The sequence below is a fragment of the Enterobacter sp. AN-K1 genome, assembly GCF_020971765.1.
Lineage (GTDB): Bacteria > Pseudomonadota > Gammaproteobacteria > Enterobacterales > Enterobacteriaceae > Enterobacter > Enterobacter hormaechei_C.
In genome coordinates this window covers 1,049,612-1,070,867 of the sequence record NZ_CP087390.1, presented here as the reverse complement: position 1 = coordinate 1,070,867, position 21,256 = coordinate 1,049,612, and the positions used below count along the sequence as shown (strand labels likewise).

Here is a 21,256-nt window from a genome sequence, read left to right as displayed (position 1 = left end):
TTCATTGATAATGGTTATCAGCGATCAATTAACCGTGATTGATCGCTGATAACGATCAATAACCATTCCCGCACACCACAACCGGTCGCTGTGCGTTGTGCTGTCACTCCCCCAACGGCCTTTCGTTTCTCACACCTCACACACAACAGAAAATAGTTGCACCCCTTAACCACGGAGTTAAACGGATGAGCGACTATCATCACGGCGTCGAGGTCATCGAGATTAACGATGGCACGCGCACCATTTCCACCGTTTCGACGGCTATCATCGGCATGGTCTGCACCGCCAGCGATGCTGACGATTCCACATTCCCGCTAAATGAGCCGGTACTGATTACCAGCGTGCAGAACGCTATCGGTAAAGCCGGTAAGCTCGGCACCCTGTCAAAATCCCTGCAAGCCATTGCTGACCAGTGCAAGCCGGTCGTTGTGGTTGTGCGCGTTGCCGAAGGTATTGAAGACCCGGACGACCCGGAAGCAGCGCAGAAAGAAACCATTTCCAACATCATCGGCACGACCAACGAAAACGGCAAATACACCGGGCTTAAAGCACTGTTGACCGCCAAAACCGTCACCGGCGTCAAGCCGCGCATTCTCGGCGTGCCGGGGCTGGATTCTCTGGAGGTGGCGACCGCGCTCGCGGCGACCTGTCAGAGCCTGCGCGCGTTTGGCTATATCAGCGCGTGGGGCTGCAAGACCATTTCCGAAGCCATCGCCTACCGTGAGAATTTCAGCCAGCGCGAGCTGATGGTCATTCACCCTGATTTTCTGGCGTGGGATACCACGGCGAATCAGACCGATATAGCATGGGCGACCGCCCGCGCGCTCGGCCTGCGTGCCAAAATCGACCAGGAGACGGGCTGGCACAAAACGCTGTCTAACGTCGGCGTGAATGGCGTCACCGGCGTCAGTGCCTCGGTCTCGTGGGACTTGCAGGAGAAGGCCACCGACGCGAACCTGTTGAATCAGGCCGGTGTCACGACGTTGATCCGTAACGACGGCTTTAAATTCTGGGGCAACCGCACCTGTTCCGACGATCCGTTATTTCTCTTTGAAAACTACACCCGCACGGCGCAGGTGCTGGCCGACACGATGGCGGAGGCGCACGCCTGGGCGATTGATAAACCCGTCACCGCAACGCTTATCCGCGACATCGTCGCCGGTATCAATGCGAAATTCCGCGAGCTGAAAAACAACGGCTATATCGTTGACGGCTCCTGCTGGTACGACCCGGAGTCAAACAGCGTGGAAACGCTCAAGGTGGGGAAACTGTATATCGATTACGACTACACCCCCGTCCCGCCGCTGGAAAACCTGACCCTGCGCCAGCGCATCACTGATACCTATCTGGCGAACCTGTCAGAGTCGGTCAACAGCTAAGGAGCTGAGAGCATGGCATTACCACGCAAACTGAAATACCTGAACATGTTCAACGATGGTCTGAGCTACATGGGCGTCGTTGAATCCGTCACCCTGCCAAAGCTGACCCGTAAGCTTGAGAAATACCGCGGCGGCGGGATGCCGGGCTCGGTGTCGATTGACCTCGGTCTCGATGACGATGCGCTGTCGTGCGAGTGGACGCTCGGCGGTCTGCCTGACGTCGAGCTGTGGGCGCAGTACGCCTCACCGGGCGCGGACAGCGTACCGTTGCGCTTTACCGGCTCATACCAGCGCGATGACACCGGCGCGATTTCTGCCGTTGAAGTGGTCATGCGTGGCCGTCACAAAGAGTACGACGGCGGCGAAAACAAACAGGGCGAAAGCGGCACGACCAAAATCTCGACCGAATGCGCGTACTACCAGCTCACGATTGACGGCAGGGAGGTCATCGAGATTGACGTTATCAACATGGTGCTGAAAGTCGACGGCGTCGACCGTCTGGCAGAGCATCGCAAGGCCATTGGCCTGTAACCCTCTTAACCGGTCAGTCAGGCTGGCCGGTCACTAAACTTTGACGAGAGCAACATCATGGAAAACAACATCGAAACCGGCGTTACAGAAATTGAAGTCACCGAAACCAAAAAGCCACACGTCGTGACCCTCGATAACCCCCTCATGCGCGGCGAGCAAAAAATCGGAGAGGTGACGGTTTCAAAACCTAACGCGGGAACCCTGCGCGGGGTGTCGCTGGCCTCGCTGGCAAACTCTGACGTTGACGCGCTGATTAAGGTGCTGCCGCGTATGACCTACCCGGCACTCACCGAGCATGAAATTGCCCGTCTGGATGCCTCAGACCTGATGCAGTTCGCCGCTGAGGTGATTGGTTTTTTGTCACCATCTTCGGCTCGCTGACGTTCCCCGCAAAACTTTCGGTCGATGACCTGATGGCGGATATCGCGGTGATTTTTCACTGGCCGCCATCAGAGCTGTATTCCCTTAGCGTGACCGAGCTCCTCATATGGCGCGACAAGGCGCTACAGCGAAGCGGAAACCACTATGAGCAATAACGTCAGAATCGAGGTGCTGCTTAACGCAGTAGACCGGGCAAGCCGACCGCTAAAAGCTATCCAGAACGCCAGCAAATCCCTCGCTGGCGATATCCGCAACTCACAGACGACCCTGCGCGACCTTAACGCGCAGGCGTCCAGAATTGACGGATTCAGGAAAGCGAGCGCACAGCTTGCCGTGACCGGTCAGTCGCTTAACAAAGCGAAACAGGAGGCCGCAGCGCTGGCCGTCCAGTTTAAAAACACGGAAAACCCCACCAAAGCGCAGGCGCGCGCGATGGAGGCGGCAAAAAAATCCGCTGCTGACCTGCAACTCAAATATAACGGGCTCAGGCAGTCGGTACAGCGCCAGCGCACCGAGCTTGCTCAGGCCGGGATTAATACCCGAACGCTGTCGGCTGACGAGCGTCGCCTTAAAACCAGCATCAGCGAGACGACCACCCAGCTTAACCGGCAACGTGAGGCGCTGGCGCGGGTCAGCCAGCAACAGGCAAAGCTGAGCCGGGTTAAAGAGCGGTATCAGACCGGTAAATCCCTCGCTGGTAGTGCGGCGACGGCTGGTGCTGCCGGTGTCGGAATTGCCACGGCTGGCACCATGGCCGGGGTAAAACTGCTGATGCCTGGCTATTCGTTTGCACAGAAAAACTCTGAGCTGCAAGCCGTGCTCGGGGTCGACAAACAGTCGCCCGAAATGGAGGCGTTACGCAAACAGGCCAGACAGCTCGGAGACAATACCGCCGCATCTGCGGACGATGCAGCGAGTGCACAAATCATCATCGCCAAAAGTGGCGGGGATGCTGATGCCATTCAGGCGGCGACGCCGGTCACGCTGAATATGGCGCTGTCGAATCAGCGCTCAATGGAGGAAAACGCCGCCCTGCTGACAGGGATGAAATCTGCGTTTCAGCTTTCCAACGACCAGATCGCGCACATTGGCGACGTGCTGTCGATGACGATGAACAAAACCGCCGCCGACTTTGACGGGCTGAGTGATGCGCTGACCTATGCCGCGCCGGTGGCGAAAAATGCCGGGGTCAGTATCGAGCAAACCGCCGCGATGGTCGGTGCGTTGCACGATGCCAAAATTACCGGCTCGATGGCGGGAACGGGTAGCCGTGCAATCCTGAGCCGCCTACAGGCGCCGACCGGTAAAGCCTTTGAGGCTATCAAAGAGCTCGGCGTTAAGACTTCTGATGCCAGAGGAAACACGCGCCCGATATTTTCCATCCTGAAGGAAATGCAGCGCAGTTTTGAGAAAAACAATCTCGGTACCAGCCAGCGCGGCGAGTACATGAAAACCATCTTCGGTGAAGAGGCCAGCTCGGCGGCAGCGGTGCTGATGACCGCAGCGTCAAGCGGCAAGCTCGACAAACTCACCGCAGCGTTTAAAGCCTCGGACGGTAAAACCGAGGAGCTGGTCAAAATCATGCAGGACAATCTCGGCGGCGACTTTAAAGAGTTTCAGTCTGCTTATGAGGCCGTGGGAACTGACCTGTTTGAACAGCAAAACGACGCTCTGCGCAAACTGACGCAGACGGCCACGCGATATGTTTTGAAACTCGATGGCTGGATCACCCGCAATAAATCACTGGCGACCACTATCGGTGTTGTAGCCGGTGGCGCACTGGCGCTGATTGGTGTGATTGGCGGGATTGGCCTGATTGCGTGGCCGGTGGTTATGGGGATTAACGCCATTATCGCCGCCGCAGGTCTGCTGGGAACGGTCTTTACCGTTGCCGGTGGCGCAATAGTGACTGCTGTCGGTGCAATCAGTCTGCCGGTGGTCGCGGTCGCCGGTGCGGTGGTGGCCGGGGCGCTCCTGATTCGTAAATACTGGGAGCCCATCAGCGCATTCTTTTCGGGCGTGGTGGAGGGGCTTAAAGCGGCATTTGCGCCGGTGGCGGAAATCTTCTCGCCGCTGACGCCGGTGTTTGATTCCATCATCGAGAAATTGCGCGGGGTCTGGCAGTGGTTCACTGACCTGATAGCACCGGTTAAGGCGACACAGGAAACGCTCGATCGTTTCAAAAATGTCGGGGTGCTGGTCGGCAAAACACTGGCTGATGCGCTGATGCTGCCGCTCCGTTCATTCAATAAGTTACGCAGTGGCGTCGACTGGCTGCTGGAAAAGCTCGGGGTCATCAAAAAAGAGTCGGACGGCCTCGACCAGACTGCCGCTAAAGCCAGTGCCGCAGCCGGTGCGCAAAGCGGGTCTTATATTCCGCAGACGTCCGTTTATGGCGGTTATCAGATCTACCAGCCAGTGACGGCGCCTGCTGGCCGGTCCTATGTCGACCAGAGCAAGCGTGAATACAACATTAATCTGTCGGGTGGCGTTGCGCCGGGAACTGACCTCGACCGGCAGCTCCGGGAAGCAGTCGAAAAACTCGACCGAGAAGAAAGAGCACGCCAGCGCTCAAGTATGCGCCATGACGGATGAGGGCTAAAACATGTTAATGGTACTGGGTTTATTTGTGTTTGAGCGCCGCACGCTGCCTTATCAGTCGATGCAGTACTCAAAGGACTACCGCTGGGCGTCAAACGACCGCATCGGTAAACCACCGGCTTATCAGTTTCTCGGGGAAGGGGAAACCACGCGCACGCTCTCAGGCGTGCTTTACCCCGAAATCACCGGCGGCCGCCTGTCGCTGACGGCTGTCGAACTGATGGCCGACGAGGGGAGGGCATGGCCGCTGATTGACGGGACGGGCATGATCCACGGCATGTATGTCATAGACAAAGTGACCCGTACGGATAGCGAATTATTCAGCGACGGCGCGGCCAGAAAAATCGAGTTTAGCCTCTCGCTGAAACGGGTCGATGACTCGCTCGCAGCGATTTACGGCGACCTGAAAACGCAGGCCGACAATCTGGTGACATCTGCCGGTAACTGGATTGGAGGGCTGTCGGGATGATTACGGGTCTGAATGTTCAGGCCGGGGCGCAGATTGCTCCGGCGTTTATGCTCACGCTCGATGGCGATGATATCACGCAGAATTTCAGCGACCGGCTAATCAGTCTGACCATGACGGACAATCGCGGATTCGAGGCCGACCAGCTCGACATTGAGCTCGATGATTCCGACGGACAAATCGCACTGCCACCGCGCGGCGCAACGTTAACCTTATGGCTCGGCTGGCAGGGTAGCGCTCTAATAAAAAAAGGCAGTTTTACGGTGGATGAAATCGAGCACCGGGGCGCTCCTGATACGCTGACTATACGGGGGCGCAGCGCTGATTTTCGCGGGTCGCTGAACTCTCGCCGGGAGCAGTCATGGCATGACACCACGCTCGGTGTCATTGTTGAGACCATCGCAGCGCGCAACAAACTCACGGCAAGCGTGGCCGACACACTTAAAGCGATCCCCGTGCCTCACATTGACCAGACGCAGGAATCCGACGCGGTGTTTCTGTCCCGCCTGGCTGACCGTAACGGTGCATCAGTGTCGGTGAAAGCGGGGAAACTGCTGTTCCTGAAAGCCGGTAGCGGTCGGACGGTCAGCGGCAAGCCCATCCCGCAGATGACGATCGAACGCGGCGACGGCGACCGTCATCAGTTTGCGATTGCTGACCGTGAAGCCTACACCGGCGTAACGGCTAAATGGCTGCACACAAAAGACCCGAAGCCGCAAAAGCAAAAGGTGAAGCTCAAGCGCAAGCCGAAGGAGCAGCACCTGCGCGCGCTGCAACATCCAAAAGCGACAAAAACCACGTCAAAGGCCGGAGCCAAAAAAGAGCAGGAGGCGCGCGAGGGCGAGTATATGGTCGGTGAGTCTGAGAACGTGCTGGAGCTGACGACCATCTACGCGACAAAAGCGCAGGCCATGCGCGCCGCTCAGGCTAAGTGGGACAAGTTACAGCGCGGAGTGGCGGAGTTTTCAATCTCGCTGGCTATTGGTCGGGCAGATTTATTTCCTGAGACACCGATAGCGGTGAAAGGCTTTAAGCGCGTTATAGACGAGCAGGCCTGGGTAATCAGCCGGGTGGTGCACTATCTTAACGGGAACGGCTACACGACGGGCTTAGAGCTTGAGGTTAAGGTTTCGGATGTAGAGTATGAAAGCGAAGAATTAACGCAATAAATGTCTTTTATGTGTTTGATATGTAAGGGTTTAATGGTTAAAATTGGTTCATCAATAACGCTCTGAGGTGTTCGCCATGTTCCACTGCCCGAAATGCCATTACGCCGCCCACGCTCGCACAAGTCGCTATTTTTCCGATACGACAAAAGAGCGGTATCATCAGTGCACTAACATCAATTGCAGTTGCACGTTCGTCACCACTGAGACGGTCGAGCGCTTTATCGTTTCGCCGGGTGAAGTAGTACCAGCTCCGCCGCACCCTACGCAGTCAGGCCAGCAACAAATCCACTGGATGTGACCAAAAGAAAGCCCCGCAAATGCGGGGCTTTTTTCGATGTGTGGACGACGTGTGGACATCGTCAGAAACAAATCCTTTTGTTTCAGTATTTTGTGTCTAAAATTAAAACAGCATTGCTGGCTTTTTTCATTTTGGGGAACTGTCATGGCTGAACCGCAGCTGCTGTTGAACTATACCGGGCATCTGCCCGAATGCCCGACGTGGAGTGCAGAAGAGAAGGCGCTCTACTGGGCGGATATCCTGGAAGGGGAGATCCATCGGTACCATTTGCCCACCGCAGAGCACTCGGTGCTCTCATTCCATGAAGAAGTTGGGTGTTTTGCCCTGCGTGAACGCGGCGGATTTATCGTCGCGATGCGAAACGCCATCTGGCTGACCGATAAGCACGGCCTGCTACAGCGTAAAGTTTGCGATAACCCATCCAACCCGCAGCTTGCACGCTTTAACGATGGCGGTACCGATCATCAGGGACGGTTTTATGCGGGCACCTTCTGGGGGCCGGGAGATTATAACGGCGCCATGCTGATGCGTATTGACAACGACCTGACGCCGAAAGTGATCCAGTGCGATATTCACGGGCATAACGGTTTAGCGTTTAGTCCTGACAAACGATGGATGTTTACTTCTGATACGCCGAACGGTGTGATCTACCGTACGCCGCTTGATGAGCAGGGGGAACCCGGTAAGCGCGAAGAGTTTCGCCGGTTTAGCGAGGGAGAAGGTATACCCGATGGAGCGGCAATGGATGAGGAAGGCTGCTACTGGAGCGCACTGTTTGACGGCTGGCGTATCGCACGGTTTTCACCGCAAGGCGAACAGCTGGAAGAGTATCGGCTGCCGGTACGCTGCCCGACAATGGTCTGCTTTGGCGGCGACGATATGAAAACGCTGTTTATCACCACCACGCGGGAAAATATGGAGGCGGAGGAGCTGGCGAAATATCCGCTTTCCGGTGCCATCTTCACCCTGCCTGTAAATGTGGCAGGGATGAAGAAAAGCCGCTTTATCGAACGTTAAGCCGGATCGACCGGGACCACGTTTTCGCTCGGATAGCAGCCCAGCACTTTCATGGAGCGTGTGATCTCGCCCAGTTCGCGCAGGGCTTTCTGCATGGACGCAGACTCCAGGTTGGCCTGAACGTCGAGATAAAACATTTCTTCCCACGGGTTGCCATGGATTGGGCGGGATTCCAGCTTCGTCATGATCAGGTTGTGATTACGCAGCACCAGCAGCGCTTCAACCAGCGCACCCGCCTGCTGGCCGGTCGCCATCAGCAGGGTGGTTTTCGCCGGGACCTGGTCCGACACGTTGATGGCCTTGCGGGCCAGAACCACGAAACGGGTGATATTCTGCGTCTGGTTGGCCAGATTGCGTTCCAGCACCTGTAAGCCATACAGCGCGCCGCCCGCTTCGCTACCGAGAGCCGCGACGGCAGAAGAGTTTGCCTGCGCCACTTTTTCCATCGCCGCCGAGGTGCTTTCGGTGTATTCAATTTTCCAGTGCGGATAACGGTTCAGGAACTGGCTGCACTGCTGGAACGGCTGCGGGTGGCTGTACACCGTTTCGATCTGACTCAGATCGGTTGAGCCAGAGACCAGCACGCAGTGATCGATAGGGATAGTCAACTCGCCGACTAACGACAGGCTGGTGTGCTGGAGCAGATCGTAAACATCGTTGATGGCGCCGGAACTGGTGTTCTCAATTGGCACCACGGCGTAATCGGCCTGGCCGGTTTCGACCTGGTTGAAAATGTCTGCAAATTTCGCGCAGCCGCTCTCAATAAACTCTTCGAAATGGCGGGCTGCGTACTGGCGAGCTGCCAGGTGAGAATAGGACCCTTTCGGGCCGAGGAAAGCGATACGAGCAGAGTGCGGGTTGGTTTTGTTCAGATGCTGCTGGAGCAGGGCTTGTTGCGTCAGAACGGAGTCTTCGATGATGAGCTGGAACAGGCGGGTGATGTAGTGCGCATCCAGATGATGCGCTTTGCCGAGTTGAATCAACCGTTCCAGTAAATCACGTTCGCGATCGATATCGCGCACCGGCCGATGGGACTCGAGCTTGGCTTTGCCCACTTCAACGGCGAGCGCGCGGCGTTCTGCCAGCAGGGCCAGTAATTTTTCGTCGAGTGCACTGATTTTTACGCGTAAATCCAGGAGCGGGTTTTCCGGTGTCATAGTGTTGTCTGTCTCATTTTATCGTTATCAATAAAAAAGGCCTCCCGGTGTGGGAGGCCTTGTTGTTCGTCTTCGCATTCTTTATCACACGACGAAACGCCTCCCGGTCAGGGGAAGGTAAAAAAGAATGCGAAGAAAAACGGCGTCTGTTTCATAAAGTCATCCTGAAATTGATAGGGTTAAAGTACCTGCACTGTTTTGATCCTGTCAATAAAAAACGCGCCCGAAGGCGCGTTGTCGGTACACTCAATTTTAGAGGATTACTCTTCTTCAACTTCTTCCGCGAAGCTGGCGTCTTTCACCGAGGTTGCGGCGCGACGTGCTTCACCTTTGTGTTGCACTTTATTGAGCTGCCGTTCCAGCTTGTTGATCAAATCGTTAATTGCGGTGTACATATCCTCGTGTTTTGCGCTGGCGACCAGATGGCCGTTTGGAGTATTGATAGTTGCATCAGCGATGAAACCCTGCGGCTCCTTGGACAGGATGATATGTGGATTAATCAAATGTGTTTGCCATTTATCCAGTTTGGCGAGACGGTCTGCGACGTGCTGGCGGATTGCCGGAGTAATTTCCATTTGTTTACTGGTAATGTTCATTGTCATAAATTTTACCTCTTGTCTTTCCGTCTTGGTGATTCCAGCATACCCGACCTAATGTCAAAATGTGTGATTTAGATCACGTTATTTTGTCGGTTTTTGTCAGGGAATCTTTTTTGTGAGGCAGGGCAGGAAGAGGTGAGATTTACCTTGTCGAAGCCAACAATTGCGGTCATAGTTGAATGGATGTGTTGAAGCTAAACCGCTTCAGCGTAAGTCTGAAAGAATAAAAAAACGGCAGCCCGCGGGCTGCCGTTATGCGTTGTAGCGGTATCAGGTGTTGCTGCTGTTCGCGGCGATGATTTTCGCCACTTTGTCAGCCTGAGCCGTCATCTGCATTTGGCGATACGCATTTTCCATCAGCTTCAGGCCATCACGCGTGGCCTGGGTATCCGGATAATCACGCAGCATGCCTTCTACACGGTTAACCACGGCAACCCATGCGCCACGGCGGGTGTAGTATTCCGCAACGGAGTACTCATATTTCGCCAGACGATCTTTCAGGAATACCAGACGTTTAGTGGCATCGGTAATGTACTGGCTGTTCGGGTAGCTACGCACCAGTTTGGAGAAGTCATTGAAAGCATCACGCGCATGTTGCGGGTCACGGTCGGAACGATCCACCCCGAAGAAGCCCTGCAATGCACTATCATCCAGCGCCATGTTAGTCAGGCCGCGCATGTACATCACGTAATCGATGTTAGGATGGGTAGGGTTCAGACGCATGAAACGATCGATGGTTGCCTGAGCCAGCGGCAGATCGGCATTTTTGTAGTAGGCGTAGATAAGATCTAACTGTACCTGCTGCGAATACGGGCCAAACGGATAGCGATTATCCAACGCTTCCAGTTGCGTTATCGCCTGTTTCCAGTTACCGTCCTGCAACTTTTGTTGTGCAGTCGCATAGATTTCATTCGGCGGATTGTCAGGGACCTGTTCATTCGAACCGGAGCAGCCCACCAAAGCCAGGCTCAACGTGGCCGCTGCCACCAGATATTTCATGCGCGTCATGACGTTTTGACTTTCCTCAAATGTTTGTCCGGGAGAAACTCAGTTCCTGCTCCCGATTAAGACCAGCTACAATAGCACACTATATTAAACGGCAAAGCCGTAAAACCCAACGTTAAACGAAGAAGCAGTTTATGGCACAACGAGTAGAACTCACCGCAACAGTCTCCGAAAATCAGCTCGGTCAACGCTTAGATCAGGCTTTGGCCGAATTGTTCCCTGATTATTCGCGTTCACGCATAAAAGAATGGATCCTTGACCAGCGCGTGCTGGTAAACGGCAAGATCTGGGACAAACCAAAAGAGAAAGTGTTTGGTGGGGAAGCTGTCGCCATCAATGCTGAAATCGAAGAGGAAGTCCGCTTCGAGCCGCAGGATATCCCGCTGGATATCGTCTACGAAGATGACGACATTCTGGTCATCAACAAGCCGCGCGACTTTGTTGTTCACCCGGGCGCGGGCAATCCTGACGGTACGGTACTTAACGCTCTCCTTCATTATTATCCGCCGATTGCCGATGTACCGCGTGCCGGTATCGTTCACCGTCTGGATAAAGACACCACGGGTCTGATGGTGGTGGCGAAGACGGTTCCCGCCCAGACTCGCCTGGTGGAATCGTTGCAACTGCGCGAAATCACCCGTGAGTATGAAGCGGTGGCGATTGGTCATATGACCTCTGGCGGCACGGTGGAAGAGCCTATCAGCCGTCACCCAACCAAGCGTACGCATATGTCCGTACACCCGATGGGCAAACCGGCGGTAACCCACTACCGCATCATGGAACATTTCCGTATTCATACGCGCCTGCGTCTGCGTCTGGAAACCGGGCGTACTCACCAGATCCGCGTGCACATGGCGCATATTACCCATCCGCTGGTGGGGGACCCTGTTTACGGCGGTCGTCCGCGTCCACCAAAGGGCGCATCGGATGAATTCATCTCCGTGCTGCGTAAATTCGATCGCCAGGCGCTGCATGCGACGATGCTACGTCTTTACCACCCAATCACCGGAATTCAGATGGAATGGCATGCGCCGATCCCACAGGATATGGTGGAACTTATCGACGCGATGCGCGCAGATTTCGAAGAACATAAGGATCACGTGGACTGGTTATGACCAAACTGATTGTCCCGGAATGGCCACTGCCTGAAGGCGTGGCCGCCTGTAGTTCAACCCGTATCGGTGGCGTGAGCCAGGGCGCGTGGGAGTCACTGAACCTCGGTGCGCACTGTGGTGATAACCTGGAGCACGTTGAAGAGAACCGTAAACGCCTCTTTGCTGCGGGAAACCTTCCTTCAAAACCGGTCTGGCTTGAGCAGGTGCATGGTAAAGCGGTGCTGAAGCTGACGGGGGAGCCCTATGCGTCTAAGCGCGCCGATGCTTCGTACAGCAATACGCCGGGAACGGTTTGCGCGGTGATGACTGCTGATTGCCTGCCGGTGTTGTTCTGCAATCAGGCAGGGACTGAAGTGGCTGCTGCCCACGCCGGATGGCGAGGCCTGTGCGAAGGCGTGCTGGAAGAGACCGTTGCCTGCTTCCATGACGATTCTGCAAATCTCATCGCCTGGCTTGGCCCGGCGATTGGCCCGCAGGCGTTTGAGGTAGGGCCCGAAGTGCGGGATGCCTTTATGGAAAAAGATCCGCAAGCGGTCGAAGCGTTTGTGGCTTCCGGAGATAAATATCTGGCCGATATTTATCAGCTTGCCCGCCAGCGCCTGAATAACGTCGGCGTGACCCAAATCTTCGGCGGAGATCGCTGTACCTTCACCGAAAAGGGTGATTTTTTCTCCTATCGCCGCGACAAGACGACAGGTCGTATGGCAAGTTTCATTTGGCTGATATAACCTAAAGAATCAAGACGATCCGGTACGCGCCGTTTTCTTTTCACATAATTCAGGTTATTAACCTTGAATAATTGAGGGATGACCTCATTTAATCTCCAGTAGCAAATTTGACCTGTTATGGGAGGAGTTATGCGTCTGGATCGTCTTACTAATAAATTCCAGCTTGCTCTCGCCGATGCCCAGTCCCTTGCACTGGGGCACGACAACCAATTTATCGAACCTCTTCATTTAATGAGCGCCTTGCTGAATCAGGAAGGGGGATCGGTACGTCCTTTATTAACGTCCGCTGGCATTAATGCCGGCCAGTTACGCACCGCCATCGATCAGGCGCTGAGCCGTTTACCGCAGGTAGAAGGTACCGGCGGCGACGTGCAGCCGTCGCAGGATCTGGTGCGCGTGCTGAACCTTTGCGACAAGCTGGCGCAAAAACGTGGGGACAACTTTATTTCGTCAGAGCTGTTTGTTCTGGCGGCGCTTGAATCACGCGGTACCTTAACCGACCTGCTGAAATCCGCCGGTGCAACCACCGCTAATGTGACCCAGGCGATTGAGAAAATGCGCGGAGGTGAAAGCGTGAACGACCAGGGAGCCGAAGACCAACGTCAGGCTTTGAAGAAATTTACGGTCGACCTGACCGAACGTGCCGAGCAGGGCAAACTTGACCCGGTGATCGGCCGTGACGAAGAAATTCGTCGGACTATCCAGGTACTGCAACGTCGTACCAAAAACAACCCGGTGCTGATTGGTGAGCCTGGCGTCGGTAAAACCGCCATCGTTGAAGGGCTGGCGCAGCGTATCGTTAATGGCGAAGTGCCCGAAGGGCTGAAAGGCCGTCGCGTACTGGCGCTGGATATGGGCGCGCTGGTGGCCGGGGCGAAATACCGCGGTGAATTTGAAGAGCGTCTGAAAGGCGTGCTGAACGATCTGGCGAAACAGGAAGGTAACGTCATCCTGTTTATCGACGAACTGCACACCATGGTGGGCGCGGGTAAAGCTGACGGCGCAATGGATGCCGGGAACATGCTGAAACCTGCGCTGGCGCGTGGTGAACTTCACTGCGTTGGCGCCACTACGCTGGACGAGTATCGTCAGTACATTGAAAAAGATGCCGCGCTGGAGCGTCGCTTCCAGAAGGTGTTTGTCGCTGAACCAAGCGTTGAAGATACCATCGCCATTTTGCGAGGACTGAAAGAGCGTTATGAGCTGCACCATCACGTGCAGATCACTGACCCGGCCATCGTTGCGGCGGCGACGCTTTCGCATCGTTACATCGCCGACCGTCAGTTGCCGGATAAAGCCATCGACCTTATCGATGAAGCGGCGTCCAGCATCCGTATGCAGATTGACTCGAAACCGGAAGAGCTGGACCGACTCGATCGCCGCATTATCCAGCTCAAGCTGGAACAGCAGGCGCTGAACAAAGAGTCTGATGAAGCGAGTAAGAAACGCCTCGATATGCTCAACGAAGAACTGGACGAGAAAGAGCGTCAGTATTCTGAGCTGGAAGAAGAGTGGAAAGCTGAGAAAGCCTCCCTCTCTGGCACCCAGACAATCAAGGCGGAGCTGGAGCAGGCGAAAATTGCCATTGAGCAGGCCCGTCGCGTAGGAGATCTGGCGCGGATGTCCGAGCTACAGTACGGCAAGATCCCTGAGCTGGAAAAACAGCTTGAGATCGCCACGCAGTCGGAAGGCAAAACCATGCGTCTGTTGCGTAATAAAGTGACGGATGCCGAGATTGCCGAAGTGCTGGCGCGCTGGACGGGCATTCCTGTGGCTCGCATGATGGAAAGCGAACGTGAGAAACTGCTGCGTATGGAGCAGGATCTGCATCAGCGCGTCATTGGACAGAACGAAGCGGTCGAAGCGGTATCTAACGCCATTCGTCGTAGCCGTGCGGGGCTGTCCGATCCGAATCGTCCAATCGGCTCGTTCCTTTTCCTGGGGCCAACCGGTGTCGGTAAAACCGAGCTGTGTAAAGCGCTGGCTAACTTTATGTTCGACAGCGATGACGCGATGGTGCGTATCGATATGTCCGAGTTTATGGAGAAACACTCCGTCTCGCGTCTGGTCGGTGCGCCTCCGGGATATGTCGGTTATGAAGAGGGCGGTTACCTGACGGAAGCGGTTCGTCGTCGTCCTTATTCCGTCATCCTGCTGGATGAAGTGGAAAAGGCTCATCCTGACGTGTTTAACATTCTGTTGCAGGTGCTGGATGATGGGCGTCTGACGGACGGGCAGGGAAGAACGGTCGACTTCCGTAACACGGTGGTGATCATGACCTCGAACCTGGGTTCCGATTTGATTCAGGAACGCTTCGGTGAGCTGGATTACAGCCATATGAAAGATCTTGTGCTGGGTGTGGTCAGCCAAAACTTCCGTCCGGAGTTCATCAACCGTATTGATGAAGTGGTCGTGTTCCATCCGCTGGGCGAAAAACACATCGCGTCGATTGCGCAGATCCAGTTGCAGCGTCTGTACAAACGTCTGGAAGAGCGTGGGTATGAAATCCACATTTCCGACGATGCGCTGAAGCTGCTGAGCGAGAATGGTTACGATCCTGTTTATGGTGCGCGTCCGTTAAAACGTGCTATCCAGCAGCAGATCGAAAACCCGCTGGCACAGCAAATCCTCTCTGGGGAGCTGGTTCCGGGCAAAGTTATTCGTCTGGAAGCCAACGACGATCGCATTGTGGCAGTGCAGTAAGTCACAAAACGCAAAAACGGGCCGCTTGCGGCTCGTTTTTGTTTAAAAACCAGGCGAAAATTGAGGTCTGGGATGTGATTTGCCTGGAAAATGAGCGGTCAGTAAATAATTTTCACTTTATCCTTGCAGGTTCGGAATTACTCCCTATAATGCGCCTCCACTGACACGGAACAACGGCACGCAAGCCGCCGGGTCAGCAGAGAAAAGCAAAACAAACGCTTGACTCTGAAGCGGGAAAGCGTAATATGCACACCCCGCGCCGCAGCGAAAACGAAGCGGCACTGCTCTTTAACAATTTATCAGACAATCTGTGTGGGCACTCAAAGTGACATGGATTCTTAATGTCCTCGGACACTAAATGAATACCAAGTCTCAACGAGTGAACACGTAATTCATTACGAAGTTTAATTCATTGAGCATCAAACTTTTAAATTGAAGAGTTTGATCATGGCTCAGATTGAACGCTGGCGGCAGGCCTAACACATGCAAGTCGAACGGTAACAGGAAGCAGCTTGCTGCTTCGCTGACGAGTGGCGGACGGGTGAGTAATGTCTGGGAAACTGCCTGATGGAGGGGGATAACTACTGGAAACGGTAGCTAATACCGCATAACGTCGCAAGACCAAAGAGGGGGACCTTCGGGCCTCTTGCCATCGGATGTGCCCAGATGGGATTAGCTAGTAGGTGGGGTAACGGCTCACCTAGGCGACGATCCCTAGCTGGTCTGAGAGGATGACCAGCCACACTGGAACTGAGACACGGTCCAGACTCCTACGGGAGGCAGCAGTGGGGAATATTGCACAATGGGCGCAAGCCTGATGCAGCCATGCCGCGTGTATGAAGAAGGCCTTCGGGTTGTAAAGTACTTTCAGCGGGGAGGAAGGCGATAAGGTTAATAACCTTGTCGATTGACGTTACCCGCAGAAGAAGCACCGGCTAACTCCGTGCCAGCAGCCGCGGTAATACGGAGGGTGCAAGCGTTAATCGGAATTACTGGGCGTAAAGCGCACGCAGGCGGTCTGTCAAGTCGGATGTGAAATCCCCGGGCTCAACCTGGGAACTGCATTCGAAACTGGCAGGCTAGAGTCTTGTAGAGGGGGGTAGAATTCCAGGTGTAGCGGTGAAATGCGTAGAGATCTGGAGGAATACCGGTGGCGAAGGCGGCCCCCTGGACAAAGACTGACGCTCAGGTGCGAAAGCGTGGGGAGCAAACAGGATTAGATACCCTGGTAGTCCACGCCGTAAACGATGTCGACTTGGAGGTTGTGCCCTTGAGGCGTGGCTTCCGGAGCTAACGCGTTAAGTCGACCGCCTGGGGAGTACGGCCGCAAGGTTAAAACTCAAATGAATTGACGGGGGCCCGCACAAGCGGTGGAGCATGTGGTTTAATTCGATGCAACGCGAAGAACCTTACCTACTCTTGACATCCAGAGAACTTAGCAGAGATGCTTTGGTGCCTTCGGGAACTCTGAGACAGGTGCTGCATGGCTGTCGTCAGCTCGTGTTGTGAAATGTTGGGTTAAGTCCCGCAACGAGCGCAACCCTTATCCTTTGTTGCCAGCGGTTAGGCCGGGAACTCAAAGGAGACTGCCAGTGATAAACTGGAGGAAGGTGGGGATGACGTCAAGTCATCATGGCCCTTACGAGTAGGGCTACACACGTGCTACAATGGCGCATACAAAGAGAAGCGACCTCGCGAGAGCAAGCGGACCTCATAAAGTGCGTCGTAGTCCGGATTGGAGTCTGCAACTCGACTCCATGAAGTCGGAATCGCTAGTAATCGTGGATCAGAATGCCACGGTGAATACGTTCCCGGGCCTTGTACACACCGCCCGTCACACCATGGGAGTGGGTTGCAAAAGAAGTAGGTAGCTTAACCTTCGGGAGGGCGCTTACCACTTTGTGATTCATGACTGGGGTGAAGTCGTAACAAGGTAACCGTAGGGGAACCTGCGGTTGGATCACCTCCTTACCTTAAAGAACCTGCCTTTGAAGTGCTCACACAGATTGTCTGATGAAAAGTAAATAGCAAGGCGTCTTGCGATTGAGACTGTACGTCCCCTTCGTCTAGAGGCCCAGGACACCGCCCTTTCACGGCGGTAACAGGGGTTCGAATCCCCTAGGGGACGCCACTTGCTGGTTCGTGAGTGAAAGTCACCTGCCGTCATATCTCAAAACTGACTTGCGAGTCATGTTTGAGATATTTGCTCTTTAAAAATCTGGATCAAGCTGAAAATTGAAACGACACACAGCTCATGTGTGTTCGAGTCTCTCAAATTTTCGCAATCAGAAGTGAAACATCTTCGGGTTGTGAGGTTAAGCGACTAAGCGTACACGGTGGATGCCCTGGCAGTCAGAGGCGATGAAGGACGTGCTAATCTGCGAAAAGCGCCGGCGAGGTGATATGAACCTTTGACCCGGCGATGTCCGAATGGGGAAACCCAGTGCAATCCGTTGCACTATCGTTAACTGAATACATAGGTTAACGAGGCGAACCGGGGGAACTGAAACATCTAAGTACCCCGAGGAAAAGAAATCAACCGAGATTCCCCCAGTAGCGGCGAGCGAACGGGGAGCAGCCCGGAGTCTGAATCAGCTTGTGTGTTAGTGGAACGGTCTGGAAAGTCCGACGGTACAGGGTGATAGTCCCGTACACGAAAGCACACATGCTGTGAACTCGAAGAGTAGGGCGGGACACGTGGTATCCTGTCTGAATATGGGGGGACCATCCTCCAAGGCTAAATACTCCTGACTGACCGATAGTGAACCAGTACCGTGAGGGAAAGGCGAAAAGAACCCCGGCGAGGGGAGTGAAAAAGAACCTGAAACCGTGTACGTACAAGCAGTGGGAGCCTCTTTTATGGGGTGACTGCGTACCTTTTGTATAATGGGTCAGCGACTTATATTCTGTAGCAAGGTTAACCGTATAGGGGAGCCGAAGGGAAACCGAGTCTTAACTGGGCGTTAAGTTGCAGGGTATAGACCCGAAACCCGGTGATCTAGCCATGGGCAGGTTGAAGGTTGGGTAACACTAACTGGAGGACCGAACCGACTAATGTTGAAAAATTAGCGGATGACCTGTGGCTGGGGGTGAAAGGCCAATCAAACCGGGAGATAGCTGGTTCTCCCCGAAAGCTATTTAGGTAGCGCCTCGTGAACTCATCTTCGGGGGTAGAGCACTGTTTCGGCTAGGGGGCCATCCCGGCTTACCAACCCGATGCAAACTACGAATACCGAAGAATGTTATCACGGGAGACACACGGCGGGTGCTAACGTCCGTCGTGAAGAGGGAAACAACCCAGACCGCCAGCTAAGGTCCCAAAGTCATGGTTAAGTGGGAAACGATGTGGGAAGGCACAGACAGCCAGGATGTTGGCTTAGAAGCAGCCATCATTTAAAGAAAGCGTAATAGCTCACTGGTCGAGTCGGCCTGCGCGGAAGATGTAACGGGGCTAAACCATGCACCGAAGCTGCGGCAGCGACGCTTATGCGTTGTTGGGTAGGGGAGCGTTCTGTAAGCCGTTGAAGGTGGCCTGTGAGGGTTGCTGGAGGTATCAGAAGTGCGAATGCTGACATAAGTAACGATAATGCGGGTGAAAAGCCCGCACGCCGGAAGACCAAGGGTTCCTGTCCAACGTTAATCGGGGCAGGGTGAGTCGACCCCTAAGGCGAGGCCGAAAGGCGTAGTCGATGGGAAACAGGTTAATATTCCTGTACTTGGTGTTACTGCGAAGGGGGGACGGAGAAGGCTATGTCAGCCGGGCGACGGTTGTCCCGGTTTAAGCATGTAGGCGGAGGTTCCAGGTAAATCCGGTACCTTGTTAACGCTGAGGTGTGATGACGAGGCACTACGGTGCTGAAGTGATAAATGCCCTGCTTCCAGGAAAAGCCTCTAAGCATCAGGTAACACGAAATCGTACCCCAAACCGACACAGGTGGTCAGGTAGAGAATACCAAGGCGCTTGAGAGAACTCGGGTGAAGGAACTAGGCAAAATGGTGCCGTAACTTCGGGAGAAGGCACGCTGATGTGTAGGTGAAGCCCCTGCGGGTGGAGCTGAAATCAGTCGAAGATACCAGCTGGCTGCAACTGTTTATTAAAAACACAGCACTGTGCAAACACGAAAGTGGACGTATACGGTGTGACGCCTGCCCGGTGCCGGAAGGTTAATTGATGGGGTTAGCGGCAACGCGAAGCTCTTGATCGAAGCCCCGGTAAACGGCGGCCGTAACTATAACGGTCCTAAGGTAGCGAAATTCCTTGTCGGGTAAGTTCCGACCTGCACGAATGGCGTAATGATGGCCAGGCTGTCTCCACCCGAGACTCAGTGAAATTGAACTCGCTGTGAAGATGCAGTGTACCCGCGGCAAGACGGAAAGACCCCGTGAACCTTTACTATAGCTTGACACTGAACACTGGTCCTTGATGTGTAGGATAGGTGGGAGGCTTTGAAGCGTGGACGCCAGTCTGCGTGGAGCCAACCTTGAAATACCACCCTTTAATGGCTGGTGTTCTAACGTAGACCCGTTACCCGGGTTGCGGACAGTGTCTGGTGGGTAGTTTGACTGGGGCGGTCTCCTCCCAAAGAGTAACGGAGGAGCACGAAGGTTGGCTAATCCTGGTCGGACATCAGGAGGTTAGTGCAATGGCATAAGCCAGCTTGACTGCGAGCGTGACGGCGCGAGCAGGTGCGAAAGCAGGTCATAGTGATCCGGTGGTTCTGAATGGAAGGGCCATCGCTCAACGGATAAAAGGTACTCCGGGGATAACAGGCTGATACCGCCCAAGAGTTCATATCGACGGCGGTGTTTGGCACCTCGATGTCGGCTCATCACATCCTGGGGCTGAAGTAGGTCCCAAGGGTATGGCTGTTCGCCATTTAAAGTGGTACGCGAGCTGGGTTTAGAACGTCGTGAGACAGTTCGGTCCCTATCTGCCGTGGGCGCTGGAGAATTGAGGGGGGCTGCTCCTAGTACGAGAGGACCGGAGTGGACGCATCACTGGTGTTCGGGTTGTCATGCCAATGGCACTGCCCGGTAGCTAAATGCGGAAGAGATAAGTGCTGAAAGCATCTAAGCACGAAACTTGCCCCGAGATGAGTTCTCCCTGAGACCTTGAGTCTCCTGAAGGAACGTTGAAGACGACGACGTTGATAGGTCGGGTGTGTAAGCGCAGCGATGCGTTGAGCTAACCGATACTAATGAACCGTGAGGCTTAACCTTACAACGCCGAAGGTGTTTCGGCGAAGAGACAGAAGATTTTCAGCCTGATACAGATTAACAGAATTTGCCTGGCGGCTTTAGCGCGGTGGTCCCACCTGACCCCATGCCGAACTCAGAAGTGAAACGCCGTAGCGCCGATGGTAGTGTGGGGTCTCCCCATGTGAGAGTAGGGAACTGCCAGGCATCAATTAAGAAGAACCCCGTACCGTAAGGTGCGGGGTTTTTTGCTTTGTACGTAGAAAACATGCCGGATGGCGGCTTCCCCTTATCCGGCCTACAATTGTTAAAACAATTTTAACAATGGTGCCGCTTTGACTCGTCCCTTTGATTATCAACAAGATTTTGCCAATATTAATTTTCGCGAACATCCCGAATGGTATCAGGTTGGCCGGGGTGAGCAGGGCGTATTGATGGTCGAGCCTTATAAAAGCGAAATCCTGCCGCACTGGCGTTATAAAAATGCTGAAGTCGCAGCGCGTTCGGCAGAAGAGATCTACGCCCTTTTTGAAGAATACCGCAGGAAAAACGATTTTGTCGGCATGGATATGGCGCGTAAATTCATACAGATGGGATACACCCGTGCCCGGCGATACGCCAATCATAAAGGCGGTAAAAAGTATGATGAGAAGCGCCAGGTCAAACCCCTCGATCACGATCCAGTAAAAGCAGAAGCCGCTGCGGTGTTCAAAACGTGGTGGGATAAAATTCGTGCTGATGAAGATTATTTGCAGCGAAAAAAGGCTCACCAGCAAGCGTGGGGATAATTACTACGTCCGCTAATAATTCGATACCTGATCGAGTTCACAAAATCCAATGAAACATATTGGAAACATTTTATTTACCTAACGATTCGTTTTAAATCCGGTTTTACTGTTTGTGGGCAATGG

General features: G+C 54.3%; 17 protein-coding genes, 1 tRNA gene, 3 rRNA genes and 1 other annotated feature. Of the genes, 17 read left to right on the top strand and 4 right to left on the bottom strand.

Going from position 1 to position 21,256, the window contains the following annotated elements; genetic code table 11:
* The first annotated feature begins 185 nt into the window (after window positions 1-185).
* The 9 genes from LOC22_RS05120 (at window position 186) to LOC22_RS05080 (ending at window position 7,842) form a co-directional block, all read left to right on the top strand.
* A complete protein-coding gene (locus tag LOC22_RS05120) occupies window positions 186-1,379 on the top strand; it encodes a phage tail sheath protein (RefSeq protein ID WP_047721732.1) in 1,194 nt (397 codons plus the stop codon).
* Window positions 1,380-1,391: 12 nt separating this feature from the next.
* Window positions 1,392-1,910, top strand: a complete 519-nt coding sequence (locus LOC22_RS05115; protein ID WP_023295232.1) for a phage major tail tube protein — start codon at window positions 1,392-1,394, stop codon at window positions 1,908-1,910.
* A gap of 57 nt (window positions 1,911-1,967) precedes the next feature.
* Window positions 1,968-2,291 (top strand): phage tail assembly protein, encoded by a 324-nt coding sequence (locus LOC22_RS05110; RefSeq protein ID WP_032618991.1) that lies wholly within the window; start codon window positions 1,968-1,970, stop codon window positions 2,289-2,291.
* Entirely contained in the window at window positions 2,288-2,446 is a 159-nt protein-coding gene (locus LOC22_RS05105) for a GpE family phage tail protein (protein WP_308726627.1), read from the top strand. Before LOC22_RS05110 ends, LOC22_RS05105 begins: the two co-directional genes overlap by 4 nt.
* Window positions 2,436-4,886: a phage tail tape measure protein gene (locus LOC22_RS05100; RefSeq protein ID WP_047721733.1), complete on the top strand. Its 2,451-nt coding sequence runs from the start codon at window positions 2,436-2,438 to the stop codon at window positions 4,884-4,886. The genes LOC22_RS05105 and LOC22_RS05100 overlap by 11 nt, the downstream gene beginning before the upstream one ends.
* Before the next feature lie 10 nt (window positions 4,887-4,896).
* A complete protein-coding gene (locus tag LOC22_RS05095; protein ID WP_047721735.1) occupies window positions 4,897-5,361 on the top strand; it encodes a phage tail protein in 465 nt (154 codons plus the stop codon).
* Entirely contained in the window at window positions 5,358-6,527 is a 1,170-nt protein-coding gene (locus LOC22_RS05090; RefSeq protein WP_047721737.1) for a phage late control D family protein, read from the top strand. The genes LOC22_RS05095 and LOC22_RS05090 overlap by 4 nt, the downstream gene beginning before the upstream one ends.
* 76 nt (window positions 6,528-6,603) lie before the next feature.
* Window positions 6,604-6,825 carry a DNA-binding transcriptional regulator gene (locus LOC22_RS05085; RefSeq protein ID WP_023323577.1) on the top strand — a complete coding sequence of 74 codons (222 nt, stop codon included), beginning with the start codon at window positions 6,604-6,606 and terminating at the stop codon, window positions 6,823-6,825.
* 144 nt (window positions 6,826-6,969) lie between these two features.
* A complete protein-coding gene (locus tag LOC22_RS05080) occupies window positions 6,970-7,842 on the top strand; it encodes an SMP-30/gluconolactonase/LRE family protein (RefSeq protein WP_045911903.1) in 873 nt (290 codons plus the stop codon).
* On the opposite strand, the gene pheA is transcribed toward LOC22_RS05080, so the two are convergent.
* From pheA to bamD, 4 genes are all read right to left on the bottom strand, one after another.
* Window positions 7,839-8,999 carry a bifunctional chorismate mutase/prephenate dehydratase gene (gene pheA / locus LOC22_RS05075; RefSeq protein ID WP_015571567.1) on the bottom strand — a complete coding sequence of 387 codons (1,161 nt, stop codon included), beginning with the start codon at window positions 8,997-8,999 and terminating at the stop codon, window positions 7,839-7,841. The genes LOC22_RS05080 and pheA overlap by 4 nt on opposite strands.
* A gap of 30 nt (window positions 9,000-9,029) precedes the next feature.
* Window positions 9,030-9,155, bottom strand: a sequence feature (Phe leader region).
* Entirely contained in the window at window positions 9,107-9,154 is a 48-nt protein-coding gene (pheL, locus tag LOC22_RS05070; protein WP_100229775.1) for a pheA operon leader peptide PheL, read from the bottom strand. (Overlaps the previous feature by 48 nt.)
* A gap of 104 nt (window positions 9,156-9,259) precedes the next feature.
* Window positions 9,260-9,601 carry a ribosome-associated translation inhibitor RaiA gene (gene raiA, locus LOC22_RS05065; RefSeq protein ID WP_003863162.1) on the bottom strand — a complete coding sequence of 114 codons (342 nt, stop codon included), beginning with the start codon at window positions 9,599-9,601 and terminating at the stop codon, window positions 9,260-9,262.
* Window positions 9,602-9,868: 267 nt separating this feature from the next.
* Complete coding sequence (bamD, locus tag LOC22_RS05060; protein ID WP_003863164.1) at window positions 9,869-10,606, bottom strand: outer membrane protein assembly factor BamD; 738 nt, start codon at window positions 10,604-10,606, stop codon at window positions 9,869-9,871.
* 131 nt (window positions 10,607-10,737) lie between these two features.
* On the opposite strand from bamD, the gene rluD reads away from it, so the two are divergent.
* The 8 genes from rluD to LOC22_RS05020 all read left to right on the top strand — a co-directional run bounded on the left by rluD (window position 10,738) and on the right by LOC22_RS05020 (window position 21,133).
* Complete coding sequence (gene rluD / locus LOC22_RS05055; protein ID WP_017383977.1) at window positions 10,738-11,718, top strand: 23S rRNA pseudouridine(1911/1915/1917) synthase RluD; 981 nt, start codon at window positions 10,738-10,740, stop codon at window positions 11,716-11,718.
* A complete protein-coding gene (yfiH, locus tag LOC22_RS05050; protein ID WP_023304261.1) occupies window positions 11,715-12,446 on the top strand; it encodes a purine nucleoside phosphorylase YfiH in 732 nt (243 codons plus the stop codon). The genes rluD and yfiH overlap by 4 nt, the downstream gene beginning before the upstream one ends.
* A gap of 129 nt (window positions 12,447-12,575) precedes the next feature.
* Window positions 12,576-15,149, top strand: a complete 2,574-nt coding sequence (gene clpB / locus LOC22_RS05045; protein ID WP_017692862.1) for an ATP-dependent chaperone ClpB — start codon at window positions 12,576-12,578, stop codon at window positions 15,147-15,149.
* Window positions 15,150-15,578: 429 nt separating this feature from the next.
* A 16S ribosomal RNA gene (locus tag LOC22_RS05040) occupies window positions 15,579-17,120 on the top strand.
* A gap of 84 nt (window positions 17,121-17,204) precedes the next feature.
* A tRNA-Glu gene (locus LOC22_RS05035) sits at window positions 17,205-17,280 on the top strand.
* 182 nt (window positions 17,281-17,462) lie between these two features.
* A 23S ribosomal RNA gene (locus tag LOC22_RS05030) occupies window positions 17,463-20,369 on the top strand.
* A 67-nt stretch (window positions 20,370-20,436) separates the two neighbouring features.
* Window positions 20,437-20,552 (top strand): 5S ribosomal RNA (gene rrf / locus LOC22_RS05025).
* Together the 16S, 23S and 5S rRNA genes with 1 tRNA gene alongside form the textbook arrangement of a ribosomal RNA operon.
* 128 nt (window positions 20,553-20,680) lie before the next feature.
* A complete protein-coding gene (locus LOC22_RS05020) occupies window positions 20,681-21,133 on the top strand; it encodes a DUF4385 domain-containing protein (RefSeq protein ID WP_039270055.1) in 453 nt (150 codons plus the stop codon).
* The last annotated feature ends 123 nt before the right edge of the window (window positions 21,134-21,256 follow it).